Genomic DNA, 17,825 nt, shown 5'->3' with positions numbered 1-17,825 from the left:
GTGCCATGGCACGCTCTGAACGCCTGCTGACATTGTTGCAGACATTGCGGCGCTACCGCCGTCCGGTCAGCGGCGCCGTTCTGGCGGAAGAAACAGGCGTCAGCATCCGCACGCTCTACCGGGACATTGCGAGCCTTCAGGCGCAAGGCGCTCAGATCGAAGGCGAGGCAGGCCTCGGCTACATCCTGAGGCCCGGCTTCATGCTGCCACCGATGATGTTTTCGCAAGACGAGCTCGAGGCCCTGGTCCTTGGGTCGCGCTGGGTGGCGAGAGCTGCCGATCCGCGGCTTGCGGCGGCCGGTGCCGATGCATTGGCCAAGATTGCGGATGTGCTGCCGCGCGACATGCGCGACGAAATCGAAACCTCGACGCTCCTCGTGCACCTGCGCCCGCCGGTCCCCGACAGGGCGGATCTCGAGGTCATTCGCAAGGCGATTCGCACCGAGCGCATTCTCAAACTGACCTACACGGACGAGCGCGGTCGTGCGTCCGTCCGCAAGGTCTGGCCATTCGCGCTCAGCTATTTCGAGCATGTGCGCGTGATGGTGGCCTGGTGCGAACTTCGGCAGGACTACCGCCATTTTCGCACCGACCGTATCGTTGAAATGGCATCTCAGGAGGTACGCTATCCGCGCCGGCGCGCTGTGCTTCTCAAGGAATGGCGCGACCAGCAAGACATTCCATCCGAGACCTAGAGGCTACTGCCATAAACTGACAGCAGCCTTCGCTATTATCGGGACCAACCCAAACAGGAGGACCCGATCATGGCACGCCTAAACGTCTCCCAATCGACGTGCGACAACCGACTTGTCGAGGAAAACCAGGGCTATGCGGGGCCGCAGTCTCTGATGTTGCGCATGATGCTTGACGCATCCCGCCGAATGGTACGGACCGGCTATCCGCGGCTCAATCTCGACTCCATGTCCGACTACATGAAGCGCGACCTCGGGTTCGCTGATTGCAGAAACCCGCACTGCGAGCAATAGCCTCGCGGATAGACCCACCACTTCAAAAAACGGCCAAGCGCTAACGATACTGCCATAGATTGGCAGGTCGGCCGGTGGCGCGCACATCATCCAAAAGACCGAGGGACCACGAAATGAACAGCCCAAACCTGATAATCCTCTACGTCAAGGATCCGGCCGAAAGCGCCGCCTTCTACCAGAACCTGCTGGGCCGTGAACCCGTGGCTGCCGCTCCTAATTTCGTGGCCTTCGCGCTGGACGGTGGCTTCACGCTCGGGCTTTGGCGCCTGAGCAAGGTCGAGCCACAGCCCTCCGCCATTGGAAGCCGGGCGGAAATCGCCTTCATGGTTCCCGGAGAAAAGGGCGTGGCTGCGGTCTACGACGATTGGCGCCAGCGGCGACTGCCCATCGCGCAGGATTTGACGGTCATGGACTTTGGTCCGACCTTCGTCGTCCTCGATCCGGACGGCCACCGGCTGCGCGTCTGCGAGCCGGACAAGTAAGCCGCAGCAAAAAGGGCGCCGATCGTGGCGCCCTTTTTCATGACTTCTGCAGATGGCCGCGCATCGGATGGCCCTTGTAGACGCCCAGGATGCGGACCTTCTCCGAGAAGAACCGCAGTTCTTCCAGCGCGCGCCGGACGTTGGCATCGTTCGGATGACCTTCAATGTCGGCATAAAACTGCGTGGCTACGAATTTTCCGCCAAGCTGGTAGCTCTCCAGCTTTGTCATGTTGATGCCGTTGGTCGCGAAGCCCCCAAGCGCCTTGTAGAGGGCGGCCGGGATATTTCGGACGTTGAAGACGAAGGTGGTGACGAGCTTTTCCTCTTCGGAATCACGGTGCGCCCACTCCTCGTCCTGCGACAGGACCACGAAGCGGGTCACGTTGTTCTCCGTATCTTCGACATTCTCGGCGACGATATCGAGGCCATAAAGTTCGGCGGCAAGGCGCGGAGCAAGCGCTGCCATCGTGCGGTCGCCGGTTTCCTTGACGAGCTTTGCGGCGCCTGCCGTGTCGCCGGCAACGACGGCCTTCCAGCCGTTGGCGCGAACGATCTTGCGGCATTGGCCAAGCGCGTGGATGTGGCTGTGGACCGTGCGGATCTCGTCCGTCGTGACGCCCGGCAGCACCATCAACTGGAAGCGGATCGGCATGAAATACTCGCCAATGATGTGCAGGCGCGATTCGGGCAGCAGGTGATGAATGTCTGCGACGCGGCCGGCGATGGTGTTCTCGATCGGGATCATGCCAAGGTCGGTCTCGCCGTTCTCGACGGCCACGAATGCATCTTCGAACGTCTGGCAGGGCAGCGGCTCCATGGTCGGAAACATGTCGCGGCATGCCATGTCCGAATTCGCGCCGAACTCGCCCTGGAAGGCGATCCTGTTGGTCTTGATGTTCATAGGAGATCCGTCAGTTCGATTGTGCGGAAAGAATGCGCCGCGCCTTTTCAAGGTCGGCCGGAGTATCGACACCGAGCGGAACCGTGTCAACGATCTCAACATCGATCCGCATGCCGGCCTCCAGCGCCCGCAGCTGTTCCAGCGATTCGCGCATTTCGAGAGCGGACGGACCGAGCGAGACGAAGCGCTCGAGGGCGGACCGACGGTAGGCGTAGAGGCCGATATGGTGGTAGAGCGGGCCATTGCCCCAGGGTGCCGTCGCTCTGGTGAAATACAGCGCCCGCAGACGGGTTTCGGAGAGCGGCGAGCCGATAACCTTGACGATCTGGGGGGCGGTCTTGTCCGCTTCGTCCTCGATTTCGATGGTCAGCGTCGCGATATCGACCGTCTCGTCTTCCAGGGGACGCAACGCCGCGCGGACTGTTTCGGGCTCGATCGTCGGCAGATCGCCCTGAACATTGACGATGAACTTCGCGCGGCCCTCGGGATCCACTTTCTGAAGCGCTTCGTAGATTCGGTCCGACCCGGACTGATGATCCTTGCGGGTCATGACGACTTCGAAGCCGGCTTGCGACACCACGTCGAAGACCTGCTGGTCGTCCACTGCCACGACCACGCGTCCGAGAGCCGCATCTCTGGCCCTCAGCGCGACCTGGACAATCATCGGCAGGCCGCAGATATCGGCGAGCGGCTTGCCCGGAAGTCGGGTCGAGGCCATGCGCGCCGGAATGAGGACGAGCACGTTGTCTAAATTTGGACTGGTCATTGTTCGGGCCTTCAAATCCGGGCGGAAAAGTGTCAAAAAGTCTCACGCAGTAGACCATTTAGACTGTTGCAACAAAAAGCCAAAAGACATAGGTTCCGCGCGATTTCAAGATGGTCCGGTTTTATGTCTGCCGGCTGCGAGGGGAGCATTGCAGATGAATTCTTACGTGAATACGGCAGTGGGGGCGCTGCTCGGAACGATTTTCGTTCTGATGTCGGTCTCCATCGCGTCGGAGGGAATCTTTCATTCCGAGTCGCCGGAGAAGGAAGGTTTCGCAATCGTTGCCGAAGAGGCATCCGCTGCCGGTGGCAGCGAGGCAGCACCCGCTGCCGCTGTTCCGATCGCACAATTGCTTGCCAAGGCCGACGCCAAGGCTGGCGAGACCGTATTCAAGAAGTGTCAGGCCTGTCATGACGCCACCAAGGGAGGGCCCAACAAGGTTGGCCCGAACCTCTTTGGTGCCGTCGACCGCCCGATCGCCACGCATGAGGGCTTCGCCTATTCCTCCGCCATGAAGGACTTCTCCAAAGGCGGCAGCGAGAAGTGGACATTCGACCACCTGAACCATTTCCTGGCAGCGCCGAAGAAGTACGTTGCCGGCACGGCGATGGGCTTTGCCGGTCTGCCGAAGGATACCGATCGCGCCAACGTCATCCTGTATCTGCACACGCTGGCCGATTCGCCTGTTCCGCTGCCAGACCCGAACGCGCCTGATTCGGCAACGCAGTAACGGCTCACAGTCTCCTGATGACGATCGAAGCCCGGCAGCAAGCCGGGCTTAAACATTTGAGGCCGGAACATTGTAATGATGTTCCGGCCTCGTTTGTCATTGGTGTGGTTGCAACACCCCAATGGCGTTGCGCTACGCGGTTGGGCCTTCCGGCCCCGAACTTTCGTTCGTAAATAAGCAGAACCCTCTGCGCATTTCGAGGCTTCGCCGAACCGTTGAGAGAGCGTGACGCTCGCGTATAAGGGAGACCAGCCTCATGACTTATACTAGCCGTTTTGTCGGCATCGACATATCGAAATCATCTTTTGACATCTGCCGGGCGTTGCCGAAATGATCGCCTTTCTTGCGGCTTCCGACGATATCAACCGCCTCGTTCTGGAGCCGACCGGTGGCTACAAACGTCGCGTCGTGGAAGCGCTGCAGGCGGCGGGCCTGCCCGTCGCGGGCGTCAACGCCAAGCAAATCAGGCAGTTCGCGCGCGCCGGCGGCCAGCTTTCCAAGACCGACAGGATCGACGCCTTCATTCTGGCCGACTATGGCCGGCGCATGGAGACACGCCTGCTTTGCCGGCCCAGCGTCGAGCAAGTCGAACTGACCGAGCTGGTGACACGCTACAAGCAATTGTCGCACATGATCGTCCAGGAAGAACCGCAGGGAAAAGCTTAACGATCGGACGAGGAATTGGATCGAGCAGACGCTGCAGTTCTTGCTCAGCCAACGGCAGGCCGTGGTCGACGCTATGACGGCCTGTCTTGCATCGGATGCAACCTTGTCAGCCAAAGCCGAACTGGTCGGTGTCGCGCCACTCAACTGAGACAGTGGGCTGATGCGAGGCAAGCGCATGATCGCGGGAGGACGACAGCCGGTTCGAGACGCGCTGTATATCGCCGCTCTGCCAGCCATTCGCTTCGACCCCAATATCAAGGCTTTCTACACAAAACTCAGAGCAAACGGAAAACAGTGCTTGACCCGTAACACCGTTGCTTTTTTGTTTGGCTATGCGCCGAGAAGGTAGGCCCAGAACGACACCGAGATGGCGCCAAGCGCTGTGGTCACCGTTATCGTCGAGGCTGCCAGGCTGTGTCCGACACCGAAGCGATTGGCAATGAGCCAGGCGTTGACGCCGGTCGGCACCGCCGAGATCAACACCAGCGCCGCCGTCCAGTCGCTCGCGAGCCCAACCAGATGACTGGCGGTCCAGACGCAAGCCGGCAGCAGCAGAAGCTTGAACGCGGATGTGACGCTGGCAATGCCGACATTGCCCGAGATGCCATACTTCTGGAGCGCCATGCCAAGAGAAATGAGCGCGACGGGACCGGCCACGCCGGCGATCTGATCGACGATCATCTCGACCGGTCCCGGCATTTGGAGGCCCAAGAGATGCATGACGGCACCTCCCGCAAGGCCGATCACCAGCGGATTGTGGATGAGATTCTGGGCGATCTGGCGAATCAACCTGACGACACTGCGCTCCTGTCCGCCAGCGATCTTGTGCTCGGCGCGCTCCATCAGGATCGTGCCGACGATCATCATGACAGGCAGATGAACCGCGATCAGAATGGAAAGCGGCACAAGTCCCTTGTCGCCCACGGTGCGCTGCACCAGCGGAAGGCCGATGAAGATGGTGTTGGCGAAAGCCGACGATACGCCGGCCAGAACGCCGATGCGATCGTCACGGCGAAAGATCCGGGTTGCGGCGACATGTGCCGCAGACCAGGTCACGGCTACCCCGGAGAAATAGGCGATCCACAAACGAAACGGCGATGCGCCGTGAAAATCGGCCTCCGCGATCGTCCGGAAAAGCAGCAGGGGAACAGCAACCTTGAAGACGAATTCGCTAAGCGCGTCGCCGATCTCTGCCTTCATCAGTCCCGCCTTGACGATCAGCCAGCCGATCAGGATCATGACGAAGATGGGGAGGACGTCGAAAATGATGGCTGACATCAGGAAGGGCTGCCTTTGCATGCGGATGGCAAAGGTCTAGCAGCAAATCGGCGACGGTGACAAACGTGAATGGCGCAACGCCTTGTGGCGACGACAAAAAAAGCGGGCCATGCCCGCTTTTCCGCATCCGGGTCCTGCCGGATAGCCGGTCGGCAATGCTGCCAGTTCATCCGTGGTCAGCGTCGCTCCGGTATCGTCGAAGGGAATCATTCCCTTCAGTATTGGCAGCAGTTCGTAAGCCGCTCATGCCAATCTCGTTGACGCTGCTTATAGTCAGAGAAAATGACAGGGGAATGACGTCGTCCGGGCATTTTTGCGAAAGGATGAGCGGCAGGAGTGGGATTTCTTCTTTCCATCCGACGAAAATCCACTAAGACCGACTACCGGCTATCACCAATAATCGGGACCTCCCCTTTCATGACCAAATTCGATGTTCTGACTGTCGGCAACGCCATCGTCGATATCATTGCGCGTTGCGACGACCAGTTCCTCATTGATCACAAGATCACCAAGGCGGCAATGAACCTCATCGATGCCGAGCGCGCGGAGCTTCTTTACGCGCATATGGGTCCGGCGCTTGAAGCATCCGGCGGCAGCGCCGGCAACACCGCAGCCGGGATTGCGAGCTTCGGCGGCAAGGCGGCTTATTTCGGCAAGGTGGCCGAGGATCAGCTGGGCGAGATCTTTGCGCACGACATCCGGGCTCAGGGCGTTCACTACCAGACCCGGGCCAAGGGCACCATTCCGCCGACCGCGCGCTCTATGATCTTTGTCACGGAAGACGGCGAACGCTCGATGAACACCTATCTCGGCGCCTGCGTCGAACTCGGCCCGGAAGATGTCGAGCCGGATGTCGTGGCGCAGTCCAAGGTTACATATTTCGAGGGCTACCTCTGGGATCCGCCGCGCGCCAAGGAAGCCATTCGCGACTGCGCCCGCATCGCCCATGAGAATGGCCGCGAGATGTCCATGACGCTTTCGGACAGCTTCTGCGTCGGCCGTTACCGCGGCGAGTTTCTGGACCTGATGCGGTCAGGTACCGTCGATATCGTCTTTGCCAACCGGCAGGAAGCGCTGGCGCTCTATGAAACCGACGATTTCGAGGAAGCCCTCACCAGGATCGCCAAGGACTGCAAGATCGCGGCCGTGACAATGAGCGAAGACGGTGCAGTGATTATCAAGGGGACGGAGCGCTTCTACGTCGATGCCATCGAAATCAGGGAACTGGTCGATACGACAGGGGCGGGCGACCTGTTCGCCGCCGGCTTCCTCTATGGCTATACGCAGGGCCGGACACTGGAGGATTGCGGCAAGCTCGGCTGCCTCGCCGCCGGTATCGTCATCCAGCAGATCGGACCACGGCCTATGAAGTCGCTGGCCGATGCCGGGAAACAGGCGAGCCTTACTTGAAGGCCTCGCCGGGATAGGCACCCCAGACTTCCGACTGGGCCACCCAACCTTCGGCGCCGTCGGTCTTGGCAAAACACCAGTCACCGTTGCACTCGCCAATGTTCATCATGACGCCCGGTTCCAGCTTGGCGACCACCGTCGAAGACGGCAGGGCCTCGCGCCGCATGTTGACGAAGACGCCCTTGCCCTTGCCCTTCATCCATGGCGCGGCAATGGCTGCGCGCGAACCGGACAGCAGCGACTGGTTGACCCAACCCGAGGTTCCATCGGCATCGCGGATCTGCCGCCAGTTGTCGTATTCCTGAATGATTTCGACCGGCAGGCCCGCCTTCAGGTACATCCAGGATGCCGCAAAGTCCGTGCCTGGACCGATGCGAAGGTTCACGCGCTTGGACTTCAACGTGACGAAGCGCGGCAACGGGAGGCCGCTCGGCCCCTTTGCGGCCTGAGCGAAACTCAATTCGGCGGTACCCGCCGAAAGCACGAAACCGATCGCAAGAGCGAGGCATGATTTCAGGACTGTGCTGCGCATGGGACTTCCGTTCGCTCAAATTCAAGGCATTTCTGCTGCCTGATGTTCGGACCTGGATTCGTCCGCACGCTCAACGAGTTTTGTTTGTCTTCGCGCGCGGGTCTGGTAGAAATTGCCCGGAACGGGGAAATTATCCCGCGTCTTGGTTAAGGACCTCTAAACAAGGCAGCTCCGGCGGACATGACGACGAAGAAAAAACCGAAGGTCTACATCACACGCAAACTGCCGGATGCGGTCGAAACACGCATGCGCGAACTCTTCGATGCGGAGCTTAACATCGATGACACACCGCGCACGGCCGCGGAACTTGTCGCGGCGATGAAATCGGCCGACGTGTTGGTTCCCACCGTCACCGACCGCATCGACGCAACGCTGATCGAGCAAGCCGGATCGCAGCTGAAGCTGATCGCCAGTTTCTCGAACGGCACCGACCACATCGATGTCGAGGCCGCCGCCCGCAAGGGAATAACGGTCACCAACACGCCGAACGTGCTGACCGAGGATACCGCGGACATGACCATGGCGCTCATACTCGCGGTGCCGCGCCGGCTTGGCGAAGGTGCGCGGGTGCTGACGGACAAACCCGGTGAATGGGCCGGATGGTCACCGACCTGGATGCTCGGGCGCCGCATTCACGGCAAGCGGATAGGCATCGTGGGCATGGGGCGTATCGGCACGGCGGTTGCGCGGCGCGCCAAGGCGTTCGGGCTGGCGATCCACTACCACAATCGCAAACGGGTCAGCCCGGCGACGGAAGACCAACTGGAAGCGACCTATTGGGAGAGCCTCGACCAGATGCTCGCCCGCGTCGACATCGTCTCGGTGAACTGCCCTTCAACGCCGGCCACTTTTCATCTGCTGTCCGCCCGGCGCCTCGCGCTGCTGCAGCCGACGGCCTATCTGGTGAATACGGCGCGCGGAGACGTGATCGATGAGGCGGCGCTTATCAAAAGTCTCAGGGAAGGCAAGCTGGCCGGCGCAGGCCTCGATGTGTTCGAGAACGAGCCGGCCGTCAATCCGAAGCTGATCAAGCTCGCGAACGAGGGCAAGGTGGTGCTTCTGCCGCATATGAGCTCGGCGACGATCGAGGGCCGCATCGACATGGGCGACAAGGTGATCATCAATATCCGCACCTTCATTGACGGTCACCGTCCGCCAAACCGGGTGCTGCCGGGTCGCTAGAGTACGCACTTTGCTGGAATTGGCCTATGCCGCCAGCGATTTGCGCATCTCGATCGATGTCGTCCTGACGAAGCCCAGATGCGCATTTTCCGCAGTCTTCGAAAAGCCCCACCGGGAAAAAACGGCGTGGTTTTCAATGAGCTCGATGCGCGTTTCCAGCCTGAGAGCAGGCAAGGCGAGTGATCGCGCCGTCTCTTCCGCGACCGCCAGCAGTTCTCGGCCGATACCTCTACCCTGAGCGTCCCGCGCAATCGCCAGTTTGCCGATATAGAGACAATCGGTTTCCGGCCGCAGGAAGACGCAACCCACCAGCGCTTCGCCTTCAAGGACAATATGGATGATCTCCGCTTCCGCTCTCCGGGCAAGCGAGGCCGCCGTCAGGTCGAGTGCGGAGGACGGCGGATCGATCCGGCCGTTCATATAAGCGAAGGAGGACCGGATCAGCGTAAGCAGCTCCTGCCAACGGTCGAAGCCCTTATCCAAGCGACTAATTTTCATGATGCCTGGCTCTGCCTCGGGCGCCGCCTCTTGTAGCGGATCGTATCGAAGCGGGCCGACAAGGCGTCATAGAGCAGCAGCCGACCTACGAGGGGCTCGCCGGTGCCGGTGACCAGCTTGATCGCCTCCATCGCCATCAACGTACCGATGACGCCGGTCAGCGCGCCAATGATGCCGGTTTCGGCGCAGACCGGAATGAGGCCGGCAGGCGGCTTTTCGGGAAAGAGATCGCGGTAGGTGGGGTTCTCGGCACCATCGGTGCCGGTCTCGTATGGCTTCAGAACCGTTACGGAACCATCAAAGCGGCCGACTGCGCCCGTGACAAGCGGGATTCGCGCGGTTTCCGCTGCATCGGCCGCCGTGTAGCGCGTGTCGAAATTGTCGGACCCGTCAATCAGAAGGTCGAAACCGGAGAGATGACGCCGCGCCGACTCCGCAGTGAAGCGCTCCTCGAAACGGATCACCTTCACATGCGGATTGAGCCTTGCAATCGCGAAGGCAGCGCTCTCAGTCTTCAGCTCGCCTATCGTGCCGGAATCATGGATGACCTGACGCTGCAGATTGGAAAGCGACACAAGGTCGTCGTCGGCAATACCAAGCGTGCCGACGCCCACGGCTGCAAGATATTGCAGGATCGGCGCGCCGATACCGCCCGCGCCGATAACCAGGACGCGCGCCGCCTTCAGTTTCTGCTGCCCCGCCCCGCCGATTTCGGGAAGCAGGATATGTCGCTGGTATCTGGCGATTTCTTCCGGGCTCAAGGGTTCCATGGGCTTGATGCTACCATGGCCTCCGCCAGGGGGGAAAGCGTCAACCGTCATTCGAAAACCCTTCCATTGGCAACGGTCAAGAACCGCGCCCGGTCCCCGAGCGCCGAAAACATCGACCGGTCCGTCCCGGTCATGAAGGCCTGGCCACCCAAGGCATCGATCAGGTCGAACAGCGCCGCGCGCCGCCCTTCGTCGAGATGGGCTGCGATCTCATCGAGCAGAAGTATGGGCGCGTGGCCTGTGAGATTGCCGACCAGCCGGGCATGCGCAAGGATCAGCCCGACGAGCAACGCCTTCTGTTCGCCGGTCGAACAGCGCGCAGCTTCCATCTGCTTGTCGCGGTGGCGCACCAGGAGGTCGGCGCGGTGCGGACCGTCGAGCGTGCGGCCGGCGGCGGCGTCGCGATGGCGGCTTTCGGCGAGCATCGCGGCATAGTCGTCTTCGAGATCGACGGCCGGGCGGCTGAACTGCCCGTCCATGAAGCCGGCAAGCTCGAGCGATGCCGAGGGAAAGGGCGAGGTTTCGCGCGTTCCCTCGATAAGGCGGCTCAGAAGTCCCAGCATTTCCTGGCGCGCCAGCGCCATGGCGATGCCAAGGCTTGCCATCTGCTCCTCGATGCCGGAGAGCCAGGACGGATCGAACCGGCGCTCGTCGAGAAGCTTGTTGCGACTGCGCATAGCACGTTCGAAATCGCTGGCGCGGCGGCCGTGGGCTGGATCTAGCGACAGCACGAGGCGATCGAGAAAGCGACGCCGCTCGGACGAGCCGCCGGTAAAGAGCCCGTCCATTGAAGGCGTCAGCCAGAGCAGGCGCAGGTGATCGGTGAGTTCGTCGGCGGTCCTGGCAGGCGTCCCGTTGATGCGCAGCCGGCGCGAGGCCGTGTGGTCGCTTGTGTCGACCCCGGTGCCGATCTCGACTTCCCCCTCCATGCCATCGAGGTCTGCAAAGATTGAGAAGCCGGCGGTCGCACCGACGCGGGTGACATCGCCGTAGGTGGCACGCCGCATGCCGCGACCGGGCGACAGGAACGAGACCGCTTCCATGAGATTGGTCTTGCCGGCGCCATTGTCACCGGTCAGCACGAGATGCCGGCCATCAAGAGACAATGCCGCGGCCGCATAGTTGCGGAAATCGGTGAGCTTGAGGCGGGAAATGGTAACCTTGTGCGGCATGCGATATCCGGATTCGTGACGGCTGAGAGCTAAGCGCAACGGGCTACGATGGCAAGGGCCGGCACCCTTGCCGATGCGGACGTTGGCGGGGTGCCTCTCTTTGTAATTTGGACGATCAACCGGAGAGAGTGTGATATAAGCGCCCATGAGACGGGAGGCGACTCGAACCTGGATGAGACACCGCACGAAAACGCGGATGGCGATAAGCGGCATGGCGGCACTGCTGGTTGCCTATCTGTTTGCCGCCTATTTCATCGTTCCGGAAATATGGATTCTTCGGGACGCCAGCCGCGTTGCCGACTTTGGCAAAATGGTCACGCTCACCGAGCAGGGCATTCCCGGAGACCCGATCAATGTCGGTCTCGTCGGCTCTAAGGAAGAAGTGATCCGGGCATTTGCGGCAGCGGGGTGGGATCCGGCCGATAAAATCACCATGCGCACATCGGTCGAAATCGGATTGAGCGTCGTGCTTGACCGGCCCGACCTCGACGCGCCGGTGAGCCCGCTGCTGTTTGAGGGTCGCAAGCAGGATCTGGCATTTGAAAAGCCCGTCGGCAAAAGCGCCGACGAGCGTAACCACGTGCGTTTCTGGCTGACCCCAAAGGCCGGTACGGACGGGCGTCCGCTGTGGCTCGGCTCAGCGAGCTTTGACCGCGGGGTGGGATTCAGCCACGATACCGGCCAGATCACACATCACATCGGACCCGATGTCGATGCGGAGCGGGATTTGACGATAGGCGACCTTCTCAAGGCCGGGCAGCTCTCGTCGACCTACGAGATCGCGGGTATCGGCGCCACGAAAACCGGCCGCAACGGTGGAGGCGATCCCTATTTTACCGATGGGAGGGCGTTGGTCGGCGTGCTTCGCGGCGCGGATCGATAGCGGAAGGACTGACCAGCAATGCGTCGAAGGTCGGTTTCGTGTCCGGACTTTCGACAGACGCGCCATGACCGTCACGCGGCACACACCCGTGGTTTGACCATGCCTGCTCACTCGCGGACGGGCGCTGGAAACTGCCGCGTAGGAATATAGTATATCGCGCTGCCAGCGCCCCGTGCGTCCTCTCCTCATTGACGAAGGGGTTTGTGTGCCACACAGGCACGCCCGGAGCGAAGCTGAGCCTTCGCGCTTGCCTCCATTTCCAGAGGGAGACCAATTTATGCGAACCCCGGATGGGAGAGCATGCGTGGTTTCCTCACACCCAGCGCCGATCCCGACTCGCCGCGACGCCTTGCAGTGTATCCGACGACGGGACATGGAGATTTTAGGGACAGCTTCGGGGAGTGGGGAAAACGGGGATGGGATTTCGCGTAAGTGGCTGATTTTGCACAACCGCCACCGCGTCATCATCCCCTCGTTCCGGAACATTCACCTCCCTCAGTCCTTGTCCCAGACTGAGGGAGGTGGGGCCTGCGCCGTCGAGGAAAACTCCGGCCAGTCAGGCTCTCCGGCCGCTGATTTGCCGGTTGGCCCCCGGCGTCGTCGACCCCAACCCGCAACAAGAGCAGGGAACGACATGACGCAAGTTCTGCTGCGGGCGACGCAATGACGCATTCTGCGGTTGTCTCAGCAGTCGCTTCGGCCTTCACCCAGCGGCATCGACTGCCTATATGTGAGGCGGTCGCGATGAGCGGCATACCGGAGTGGACGATGAATACGGAGATACAGGGTCGGGCGGCGCATGTGGCTGCCATTCGCGAACGCGCCGAAGCCGAAATGAAGGTGATGGGCGTCGATGAGGCATTCATCGACAGGCTGGTCGAGACTTTTTACGGCCGGGTGCTGAAGCACCCTGCCCTCGGTCCGGTGTTCGACGCCAAGCTTTCCGGCCGCTGGCCGGAGCACATGACGAAAATGAAAAGCTTCTGGTCGGCCGTCGCCTTTCGAAGCGGCGCCTATGGCGGCAAGCCGGTGCAGGCGCATACCGGCGTCGCCGACTTGACGCCGGCGCTCTTTCCGCAATGGCTGGCGCTGTTTTCGCAGACGCTCGACGATATCGCGCCGAATGCTGAGGCTAAGGCCTGGTTCATGGCAACCGCGGAGCGGATCGCCAAGAGCCTGACGCTGTCGCTCTTCTACAATCCCGCGCTCGACGACCCGCAACGCAAGCCGGCCTGAGGCCACTCAGGCGATGCGCTTGTAGAAGAAGGTGGAGGCGCAGAAGCCGCCTTCGGGCCAGAGCGCATAATCCGGAATGACGCCGACGCGTTCCCAACCGAGACGCGGATAGATGATTTCGGCATCGCTGCCGGTTGCAGTGTCGAGCACCAGGATGCTCTTGCCGAGGCTGGCGGCCTCGCGCTCGGCTGCATCCATCAACAGACGTGCGAGGCCCTTGCCACGGGCGGAACGATGGACCAGAAGCTTCTTCAAGTCGGCGCGATGCGGCTGGTTGGGCATCTGCGTGGCGCCGACCTGCACTGTACCGACGACGTTTCCATCCACCTCGGCCACGAGAAGCAGGGTCGCGCCCGCATTGACGGCGTCGGCAACGCCATGCCAGTAGGGTTCGGCATCGTCCAGGCCAAAGGGCTGCATGAAGCCGACGGACGCGCCGCCATTGACGCAATCGGCCAGCACGTCGGACAGATCGGGAATGGCCGCGCGGGCTTCTGCCGCACCGAGAAGGCGGATGGTCGTCATGGGATTCTCCTGAATTGCGCTAGCGCCCGCGCCGGTCGAGGACGACACAGTAGCGGGCCGGTTTGTTGCCGGGATTGTGGAAAACGTGGCCCTCGGCAACCGGCATGAAAAGGCAATCGCCGGGATGCAGCCGGTAGACCGTTTCGCCTGTCGTCATCTCCAGTTCGCCGTCGAAGAGCCAGATATGCTGGGCCATGCCGCTGCTTGCCGCGTGCGGCGGGAAGCCGATGCGGGCGCCGGCCGGGAATTCCACATCAACGATATCGACATCCGACGCGGTGCCGGGGGGCGAGACGGAGCGCCTGAGGTAGCCGGTTTCCGGGTCGCGCCAAACCTGCTGTTCCTGACGGCGGCAGAGCGGCGAGGCTTCTCCCTCTTCGGCAAAGAAGGCCGAAAGGGAAAGGCCGAGGGCCGCACAGACCCGCGCCAGCAGAGAGGCCGTAGGGCTCGCCTCGCCGCGTTCGATCCGCGAGATCATTGCCCGGCTAACTCCGGAGGCCGTGGCGAGGTCGTCCAGCGTCAGGCTCTTTGCGATCCTGAGTTTTCGGATGCGGGCGCCGATCCCCGTCTCGAGTTCCTGTTCCATCTTTCGATCCGCCGCTATTCTATTATAAGAGAAATACATGATCTTATAATGGAATCAAGCGTAATTCGTGCTCCGCCTGAGCAGCCGCTTATCGTAAACGAAACCCTGCTTTTCCGCTTTGCGGCAAGGGGATGCGCTGCTATATGGCGCGCATGAGCACCAATCCGAACCGCACCGCCCTTGACCATATCCGCAACTTCTCGATCGTGGCCCATATCGACCACGGCAAATCGACGCTTGCCGACCGTCTGATCCAGTCGACCGGCGGCCTTGCCGAGCGCGACATGTCGGAACAGGTGCTCGATTCGATGGATATCGAACGCGAGCGCGGCATCACGATCAAGGCGCAGACCGTTCGCCTGCACTACAAGGCCAACAACGGCGAGACCTACATCCTCAACCTGATCGACACGCCCGGCCACGTTGACTTCGCCTATGAAGTCTCTCGCTCGCTGTCGGCCTGCGAAGGCTCGCTGCTGGTCGTCGACGCCTCCCAGGGCGTGGAAGCGCAGACGCTCGCCAACGTCTATCAGGCGATCGACAACAACCATGAGATCGTCACAGTTCTCAACAAGATCGACCTGCCGGCGGCCGAGCCGGACAGAATCAAGGAACAGATCGAGGAAGTGATCGGCATCGACGCTTCCCAGGCAGTGCTGATCTCGGCCAAGACCGGGCTCGGCATTCCCGACGTTCTCGAAGCGATCGTGCACCAGCTGCCGTCGCCGAAAAGCCCCGCCGGCGAGAACGGGCCGCTGAAAGCGCTACTCGTTGATAGCTGGTACGACACTTATCTCGGCGTCATGGTTCTCGTGCGCATCATCGACGGCGTGCTGACCAAGGGCCAGACTATCCGCATGATGGGCACAGACGCAAAATATCAGGTCGAGCGGGTCGGCGTGCTGACGCCGAAGATGCTTGCTGTCGACAGCCTCGGTCCGGGCGAGATCGGCTTCTTCACCGGCTCGATTAAGGAAGTGGCCGATACCCGCGTCGGCGACACGATCACCGAAGACAAGAAGCCGACGGCGCAGGCGTTGCCGGGATTCAAGCCGGCTCAGCCTGTCGTATTCTGCGGGCTCTTCCCGGTCGATGCGGCCGACTTCGAGGATCTGCGCGCCGCGATGGGCAAGCTGCGCCTCAACGACGCGTCGTTTTCCTTCGAAATGGAATCATCCGCCGCCCTCGGCTTCGGCTTCCGCTGCGGCTTCCTCGGCCTGCTGCATCTGGAAATCATCCAAGAGCGCCTCGAGCGCGAATTCGACCTCGACCTCATCGCGACCGCGCCTTCGGTCGTCTACAAGCTTCACATGACCGACGGTACCGAGCGCGAGCTGCACAATCCGGCCGACATGCCTGACGTCGTGCGGATCTCGGAAATCCACGAACCGTGGATCAAGGCGACGATTCTGACGCCGGACGATTATCTCGGCGGCATCCTCAAGCTCTGCCAGGACCGCCGCGGCATCCAGACGGAACTCACTTATGTCGGCAAGCGCGCGATGCTGACCTACGAGCTGCCGCTCAACGAAGTTGTATTCGACTTCTATGACCGCCTGAAGTCCATCTCGAAGGGCTATGCCTCGTTCGACTACCATCTCGACACCTATCGCGAGGGGAACCTCGTCAAGATGTCGATCATGGTCAACGGCGAGCCGGTCGATGCGCTGTCGATGCTGGTGCACCGCTCGGCTGCCGAAAAGCGCGGCCGCGACATGTGCGAAAAGCTGAAGGACCTGATCCCGCGGCATATGTTCAAGATCCCGATCCAGGCGGCGATCGGCGGTAACGTGATTGCCCGCGAAACGATCTCGGCGATGCGCAAGGACGTGACTGCGAAGTGCTACGGCGGCGACGCCAGCCGCAAACGCAAGCTGCTCGACAAGCAGAAGGCCGGCAAGAAGCGCATGCGCCAGTTCGGCAAGGTGGAGATACCGCAGGAAGCGTTTATCGCAGCGCTGAAGATGAGCGACGAGTAAGCCCGTTTTCTTTCTCCTGTTATGCGCATATGATTTGCGCATAACAGGAGATCGACAATGTCGCATTCCCCCCGCAAGGCCGCCAACCTGTCGCTCGACAGCGCACTCGTGTCGCAGGCGCGCGAACTGAACATCAACATCTCCCGGGCCGCCGAAGACGGCATCGAGCGCGCCATCAAGAGCGAGCGCGAACGCTTGTGGCTTCTGGAGAACGCAGAGGCGATCAGGCTGGAAAACGAGTATGTCGAGAAGAATGGCCTTCCGTTTGCCAAATATCGGCAATTTTGATGGGCCGATTCCAGGTCTACCGATTGAAGTCCGGCGACACTCTAGCGATGGATATCCAGGCGGATCTGCTTGGCGATCTGCCGTCCCGCATGATGGCGCCGCTCTATGCCGCCGAAGATATGTCGTGGTCGATCTTGCGCCTCAATCCGCGCTTCATCATTAACGGGAGGCTTTATGCAATGGCGACCCAACGCATGGCAGCAGTCCAGATCCGGGAAATCGGCGATGCCGTCGCCGACCTGTCCCCGCGAAGCGACGAGATCACCGCAGCCCTGGATTTCCTGTTTCAGGGTTTCTAGCCCGAAGCCCGCGCCATGTATGCCTTCACCAAGCCCTCGTAGGCGTCCAGCTCCGGCAGCGCCTCGTAGCTGTGCACGGCGCCGGTTTGCGCGCACGGCAGCTTCTCATTCGTCCAGGTCTCGATGAAGGGCGTGAACCAGCGGGGGTCGTCCAGCATCGTCGGACGCAGGTTGACGAACCAATCCATGCCTTCCGGACGGGTGAACATCCAGGTCATGCAATAGGGGCAGAAATAGTGGCGCGAGCGGCCATGCAGACCGCCGACGACAGGCTCGCCGTGCGTCACCTCAAAGCCTTCGGCAGGGATGGCAGCGCTCAGCGAATAAGCGCTGGACGACATCTTCTGGCAGCCCGTGCAATGGCAGGCCATCGTCAGCAACGGTTTGGCGGTGATCTTCAGCCGCACCTGGCCGCACCGGCACCCGCCCTCCCAAGGCAGGTTTTGCTCACTCATGTCGCCTTCCCTCGTTCAATCCCAATATCCAGTTCCAACCCAATATCTGCCAGTCGACAGGCTGGTGTCAAATCGCGACATGGAAGGGGGTTGCAACGGCATTTCTTTCCGTTAATTTGCGCTCTGACCTGAACGTAACAGGTCAAACACGGGAACAAAAACGACTAAAAAAGGCGAAAATCCTAGAAAGGTGGCCTCCAT

General features: G+C 61.2%; 21 protein-coding genes and 1 pseudogene. 12 read left to right on the top strand and 10 right to left on the bottom strand.

The annotated features are described in order from the left end of the window. The first annotated feature begins 5 nt into the window (after window positions 1-5). From AC1D2R_RS00235 to AC1D2R_RS00225, 3 genes are all read left to right on the top strand, one after another. Window positions 6-695 carry a helix-turn-helix transcriptional regulator gene (locus tag AC1D2R_RS00235; protein WP_477963620.1) on the top strand — a complete coding sequence of 230 codons (690 nt, stop codon included), beginning with the start codon at window positions 6-8 and terminating at the stop codon, window positions 693-695. Window positions 696-764: 69 nt separating this feature from the next. Then, window positions 765-986 carry a hypothetical protein gene (locus AC1D2R_RS00230; protein ID WP_477963618.1) on the top strand — a complete coding sequence of 74 codons (222 nt, stop codon included), beginning with the start codon at window positions 765-767 and terminating at the stop codon, window positions 984-986. Between the two features lie 113 nt (window positions 987-1,099). Then, window positions 1,100-1,468 (top strand): VOC family protein, encoded by a 369-nt coding sequence (locus AC1D2R_RS00225; RefSeq protein ID WP_477963616.1) that lies wholly within the window; start codon window positions 1,100-1,102, stop codon window positions 1,466-1,468. A 37-nt stretch (window positions 1,469-1,505) separates the two neighbouring features. On the opposite strand, the gene AC1D2R_RS00220 is transcribed toward AC1D2R_RS00225, so the two are convergent. Together AC1D2R_RS00220 and AC1D2R_RS00215 are read right to left on the bottom strand one after the other, a co-directional pair. After that, complete coding sequence (locus AC1D2R_RS00220; RefSeq protein ID WP_477963614.1) at window positions 1,506-2,369, bottom strand: prephenate dehydratase; 864 nt, start codon at window positions 2,367-2,369, stop codon at window positions 1,506-1,508. 10 nt (window positions 2,370-2,379) lie between these two features. Further along, on the bottom strand, window positions 2,380-3,135 hold the full coding sequence (locus AC1D2R_RS00215; RefSeq protein ID WP_477963612.1) for a 3-deoxy-manno-octulosonate cytidylyltransferase: 756 nt from the start codon (window positions 3,133-3,135) through the stop codon (window positions 2,380-2,382). A gap of 154 nt (window positions 3,136-3,289) precedes the next feature. On the opposite strand from AC1D2R_RS00215, the gene AC1D2R_RS00210 reads away from it, so the two are divergent. Both AC1D2R_RS00210 and AC1D2R_RS00205 read left to right on the top strand, forming a co-directional pair. Continuing rightward, complete coding sequence (locus AC1D2R_RS00210; RefSeq protein WP_477963610.1) at window positions 3,290-3,865, top strand: c-type cytochrome; 576 nt, start codon at window positions 3,290-3,292, stop codon at window positions 3,863-3,865. A 256-nt stretch (window positions 3,866-4,121) separates the two neighbouring features. Continuing rightward, a pseudogene (locus tag AC1D2R_RS00205) lies at window positions 4,122-4,823 on the top strand (IS110 family transposase); the annotation flags it as partial. Window positions 4,824-4,861: 38 nt separating this feature from the next. Here AC1D2R_RS00205 and AC1D2R_RS00200 read toward each other — a convergent pair. Next, window positions 4,862-5,809 carry an AEC family transporter gene (locus AC1D2R_RS00200; protein ID WP_477963608.1) on the bottom strand — a complete coding sequence of 316 codons (948 nt, stop codon included), beginning with the start codon at window positions 5,807-5,809 and terminating at the stop codon, window positions 4,862-4,864. A 417-nt stretch (window positions 5,810-6,226) separates the two neighbouring features. Between AC1D2R_RS00200 and AC1D2R_RS00195 the strand changes: the two genes are divergently transcribed. Continuing rightward, window positions 6,227-7,219, top strand: coding sequence for an adenosine kinase (locus tag AC1D2R_RS00195; RefSeq protein WP_477963606.1), 993 nt, complete (start codon window positions 6,227-6,229; stop codon window positions 7,217-7,219). Here AC1D2R_RS00195 and AC1D2R_RS00190 read toward each other — a convergent pair. Continuing rightward, the gene (locus AC1D2R_RS00190) at window positions 7,212-7,751 is read right to left on the bottom strand and encodes an SH3 domain-containing protein (RefSeq protein WP_477963604.1); all 540 of its coding nucleotides are present in this window, start codon (window positions 7,749-7,751) and stop codon (window positions 7,212-7,214) included. The two genes, AC1D2R_RS00195 and AC1D2R_RS00190, sit on opposite strands and share 8 nt — an antisense overlap. 180 nt (window positions 7,752-7,931) lie before the next feature. On the opposite strand from AC1D2R_RS00190, the gene AC1D2R_RS00185 reads away from it, so the two are divergent. After that, window positions 7,932-8,933 carry a 2-hydroxyacid dehydrogenase gene (locus AC1D2R_RS00185; RefSeq protein WP_477963602.1) on the top strand — a complete coding sequence of 334 codons (1,002 nt, stop codon included), beginning with the start codon at window positions 7,932-7,934 and terminating at the stop codon, window positions 8,931-8,933. Window positions 8,934-8,957: 24 nt separating this feature from the next. Here the strand turns inward: AC1D2R_RS00185 and AC1D2R_RS00180 are convergent, their stop codons facing one another. From AC1D2R_RS00180 to recF, 3 genes are read right to left on the bottom strand one after another with little or no spacing between them, the layout of a single operon-like run. Next, window positions 8,958-9,431 (bottom strand): GNAT family N-acetyltransferase, encoded by a 474-nt coding sequence (locus tag AC1D2R_RS00180; RefSeq protein ID WP_477963600.1) that lies wholly within the window; start codon window positions 9,429-9,431, stop codon window positions 8,958-8,960. Beyond that, entirely contained in the window at window positions 9,428-10,252 is an 825-nt protein-coding gene (locus AC1D2R_RS00175; protein WP_477963598.1) for a molybdopterin-synthase adenylyltransferase MoeB, read from the bottom strand. Before AC1D2R_RS00175 ends, AC1D2R_RS00180 begins: the two co-directional genes overlap by 4 nt. Next, window positions 10,249-11,373: a DNA replication/repair protein RecF gene (gene recF / locus AC1D2R_RS00170; protein WP_477963595.1), complete on the bottom strand. Its 1,125-nt coding sequence runs from the start codon at window positions 11,371-11,373 to the stop codon at window positions 10,249-10,251. The genes AC1D2R_RS00175 and recF overlap by 4 nt, the downstream gene beginning before the upstream one ends. Window positions 11,374-11,545: 172 nt before the next feature. On the opposite strand from recF, the gene AC1D2R_RS00165 reads away from it, so the two are divergent. Together AC1D2R_RS00165 and AC1D2R_RS00160 are read left to right on the top strand one after the other, a co-directional pair. Then, the gene (locus AC1D2R_RS00165; protein ID WP_477963593.1) at window positions 11,546-12,256 is read left to right on the top strand and encodes an LssY C-terminal domain-containing protein; all 711 of its coding nucleotides are present in this window, start codon (window positions 11,546-11,548) and stop codon (window positions 12,254-12,256) included. A 768-nt stretch (window positions 12,257-13,024) separates the two neighbouring features. Beyond that, a complete protein-coding gene (locus tag AC1D2R_RS00160) occupies window positions 13,025-13,492 on the top strand; it encodes a group III truncated hemoglobin (protein WP_477963591.1) in 468 nt (155 codons plus the stop codon). Between the two features lie 6 nt (window positions 13,493-13,498). Here the strand turns inward: AC1D2R_RS00160 and AC1D2R_RS00155 are convergent, their stop codons facing one another. Next, on the bottom strand, window positions 13,499-14,017 hold the full coding sequence (locus AC1D2R_RS00155) for a GNAT family N-acetyltransferase (RefSeq protein WP_477963589.1): 519 nt from the start codon (window positions 14,015-14,017) through the stop codon (window positions 13,499-13,501). 19 nt (window positions 14,018-14,036) lie between these two features. Continuing rightward, window positions 14,037-14,603 carry a helix-turn-helix domain-containing protein gene (locus AC1D2R_RS00150; RefSeq protein ID WP_477963587.1) on the bottom strand — a complete coding sequence of 189 codons (567 nt, stop codon included), beginning with the start codon at window positions 14,601-14,603 and terminating at the stop codon, window positions 14,037-14,039. 143 nt (window positions 14,604-14,746) lie between these two features. Between AC1D2R_RS00150 and lepA the strand changes: the two genes are divergently transcribed. The 3 genes from lepA to AC1D2R_RS00135 are packed head-to-tail and all read left to right on the top strand — an operon-like array spanning window position 14,747 to window position 17,169. Further along, a complete protein-coding gene (gene lepA / locus AC1D2R_RS00145; protein ID WP_477963585.1) occupies window positions 14,747-16,582 on the top strand; it encodes a translation elongation factor 4 in 1,836 nt (611 codons plus the stop codon). 57 nt (window positions 16,583-16,639) lie between these two features. Next, window positions 16,640-16,870: a type II toxin-antitoxin system CcdA family antitoxin gene (locus AC1D2R_RS00140; RefSeq protein ID WP_477963583.1), complete on the top strand. Its 231-nt coding sequence runs from the start codon at window positions 16,640-16,642 to the stop codon at window positions 16,868-16,870. Further along, window positions 16,870-17,169, top strand: a complete 300-nt coding sequence (locus AC1D2R_RS00135) for a CcdB family protein (RefSeq protein ID WP_477963581.1) — start codon at window positions 16,870-16,872, stop codon at window positions 17,167-17,169. Before AC1D2R_RS00140 ends, AC1D2R_RS00135 begins: the two co-directional genes overlap by 1 nt. Here AC1D2R_RS00135 and AC1D2R_RS00130 read toward each other — a convergent pair. Beyond that, window positions 17,166-17,624 (bottom strand): GFA family protein, encoded by a 459-nt coding sequence (locus AC1D2R_RS00130; protein WP_477963579.1) that lies wholly within the window; start codon window positions 17,622-17,624, stop codon window positions 17,166-17,168. The two genes, AC1D2R_RS00135 and AC1D2R_RS00130, sit on opposite strands and share 4 nt — an antisense overlap. Between the last annotated feature and the right edge of the window lie 201 nt (window positions 17,625-17,825).

The organism is Rhizobium sp. P1_C7 (genome assembly GCF_056406295.1).
This window is presented reverse-complemented; position numbering and strand designations above follow the sequence as displayed.

Coding starts and splice junctions, on each gene's coding strand:
- AC1D2R_RS00225 (WP_477963616.1), top strand. CDS start 1,100: ATGAACAGCCCAAACCTGATAATCCTCTACGTCAAGGATCCGGCCGAA.
- AC1D2R_RS00230 (WP_477963618.1), top strand. CDS start 765: ATGGCACGCCTAAACGTCTCCCAATCGACGTGCGACAACCGACTTGTC.
- AC1D2R_RS00165 (WP_477963593.1), top strand. CDS start 11,546: ATGAGACACCGCACGAAAACGCGGATGGCGATAAGCGGCATGGCGGCA.
- AC1D2R_RS00160 (WP_477963591.1), top strand. CDS start 13,025: ATGAATACGGAGATACAGGGTCGGGCGGCGCATGTGGCTGCCATTCGC.
- AC1D2R_RS00220 (WP_477963614.1), bottom strand. CDS start 2,369: ATGAACATCAAGACCAACAGGATCGCCTTCCAGGGCGAGTTCGGCGCG.
- AC1D2R_RS00210 (WP_477963610.1), top strand. CDS start 3,290: ATGAATTCTTACGTGAATACGGCAGTGGGGGCGCTGCTCGGAACGATT.
- lepA (WP_477963585.1), top strand. CDS start 14,747: ATGGCGCGCATGAGCACCAATCCGAACCGCACCGCCCTTGACCATATC.
- AC1D2R_RS00200 (WP_477963608.1), bottom strand. CDS start 5,809: ATGTCAGCCATCATTTTCGACGTCCTCCCCATCTTCGTCATGATCCTG.
- AC1D2R_RS00185 (WP_477963602.1), top strand. CDS start 7,932: ATGACGACGAAGAAAAAACCGAAGGTCTACATCACACGCAAACTGCCG.
- AC1D2R_RS00135 (WP_477963581.1), top strand. CDS start 16,870: ATGGGCCGATTCCAGGTCTACCGATTGAAGTCCGGCGACACTCTAGCG.
- AC1D2R_RS00180 (WP_477963600.1), bottom strand. CDS start 9,431: ATGAAAATTAGTCGCTTGGATAAGGGCTTCGACCGTTGGCAGGAGCTG.
- recF (WP_477963595.1), bottom strand. CDS start 11,373: ATGCCGCACAAGGTTACCATTTCCCGCCTCAAGCTCACCGATTTCCGC.
- AC1D2R_RS00235 (WP_477963620.1), top strand. CDS start 6: ATGGCACGCTCTGAACGCCTGCTGACATTGTTGCAGACATTGCGGCGC.
- AC1D2R_RS00150 (WP_477963587.1), bottom strand. CDS start 14,603: ATGGAACAGGAACTCGAGACGGGGATCGGCGCCCGCATCCGAAAACTC.
- AC1D2R_RS00130 (WP_477963579.1), bottom strand. CDS start 17,624: ATGAGTGAGCAAAACCTGCCTTGGGAGGGCGGGTGCCGGTGCGGCCAG.
- AC1D2R_RS00190 (WP_477963604.1), bottom strand. CDS start 7,751: ATGCGCAGCACAGTCCTGAAATCATGCCTCGCTCTTGCGATCGGTTTC.
- AC1D2R_RS00195 (WP_477963606.1), top strand. CDS start 6,227: ATGACCAAATTCGATGTTCTGACTGTCGGCAACGCCATCGTCGATATC.
- AC1D2R_RS00140 (WP_477963583.1), top strand. CDS start 16,640: ATGTCGCATTCCCCCCGCAAGGCCGCCAACCTGTCGCTCGACAGCGCA.
- AC1D2R_RS00215 (WP_477963612.1), bottom strand. CDS start 3,135: ATGACCAGTCCAAATTTAGACAACGTGCTCGTCCTCATTCCGGCGCGC.
- AC1D2R_RS00155 (WP_477963589.1), bottom strand. CDS start 14,017: ATGACGACCATCCGCCTTCTCGGTGCGGCAGAAGCCCGCGCGGCCATT.
- AC1D2R_RS00175 (WP_477963598.1), bottom strand. CDS start 10,252: ATGACGGTTGACGCTTTCCCCCCTGGCGGAGGCCATGGTAGCATCAAG.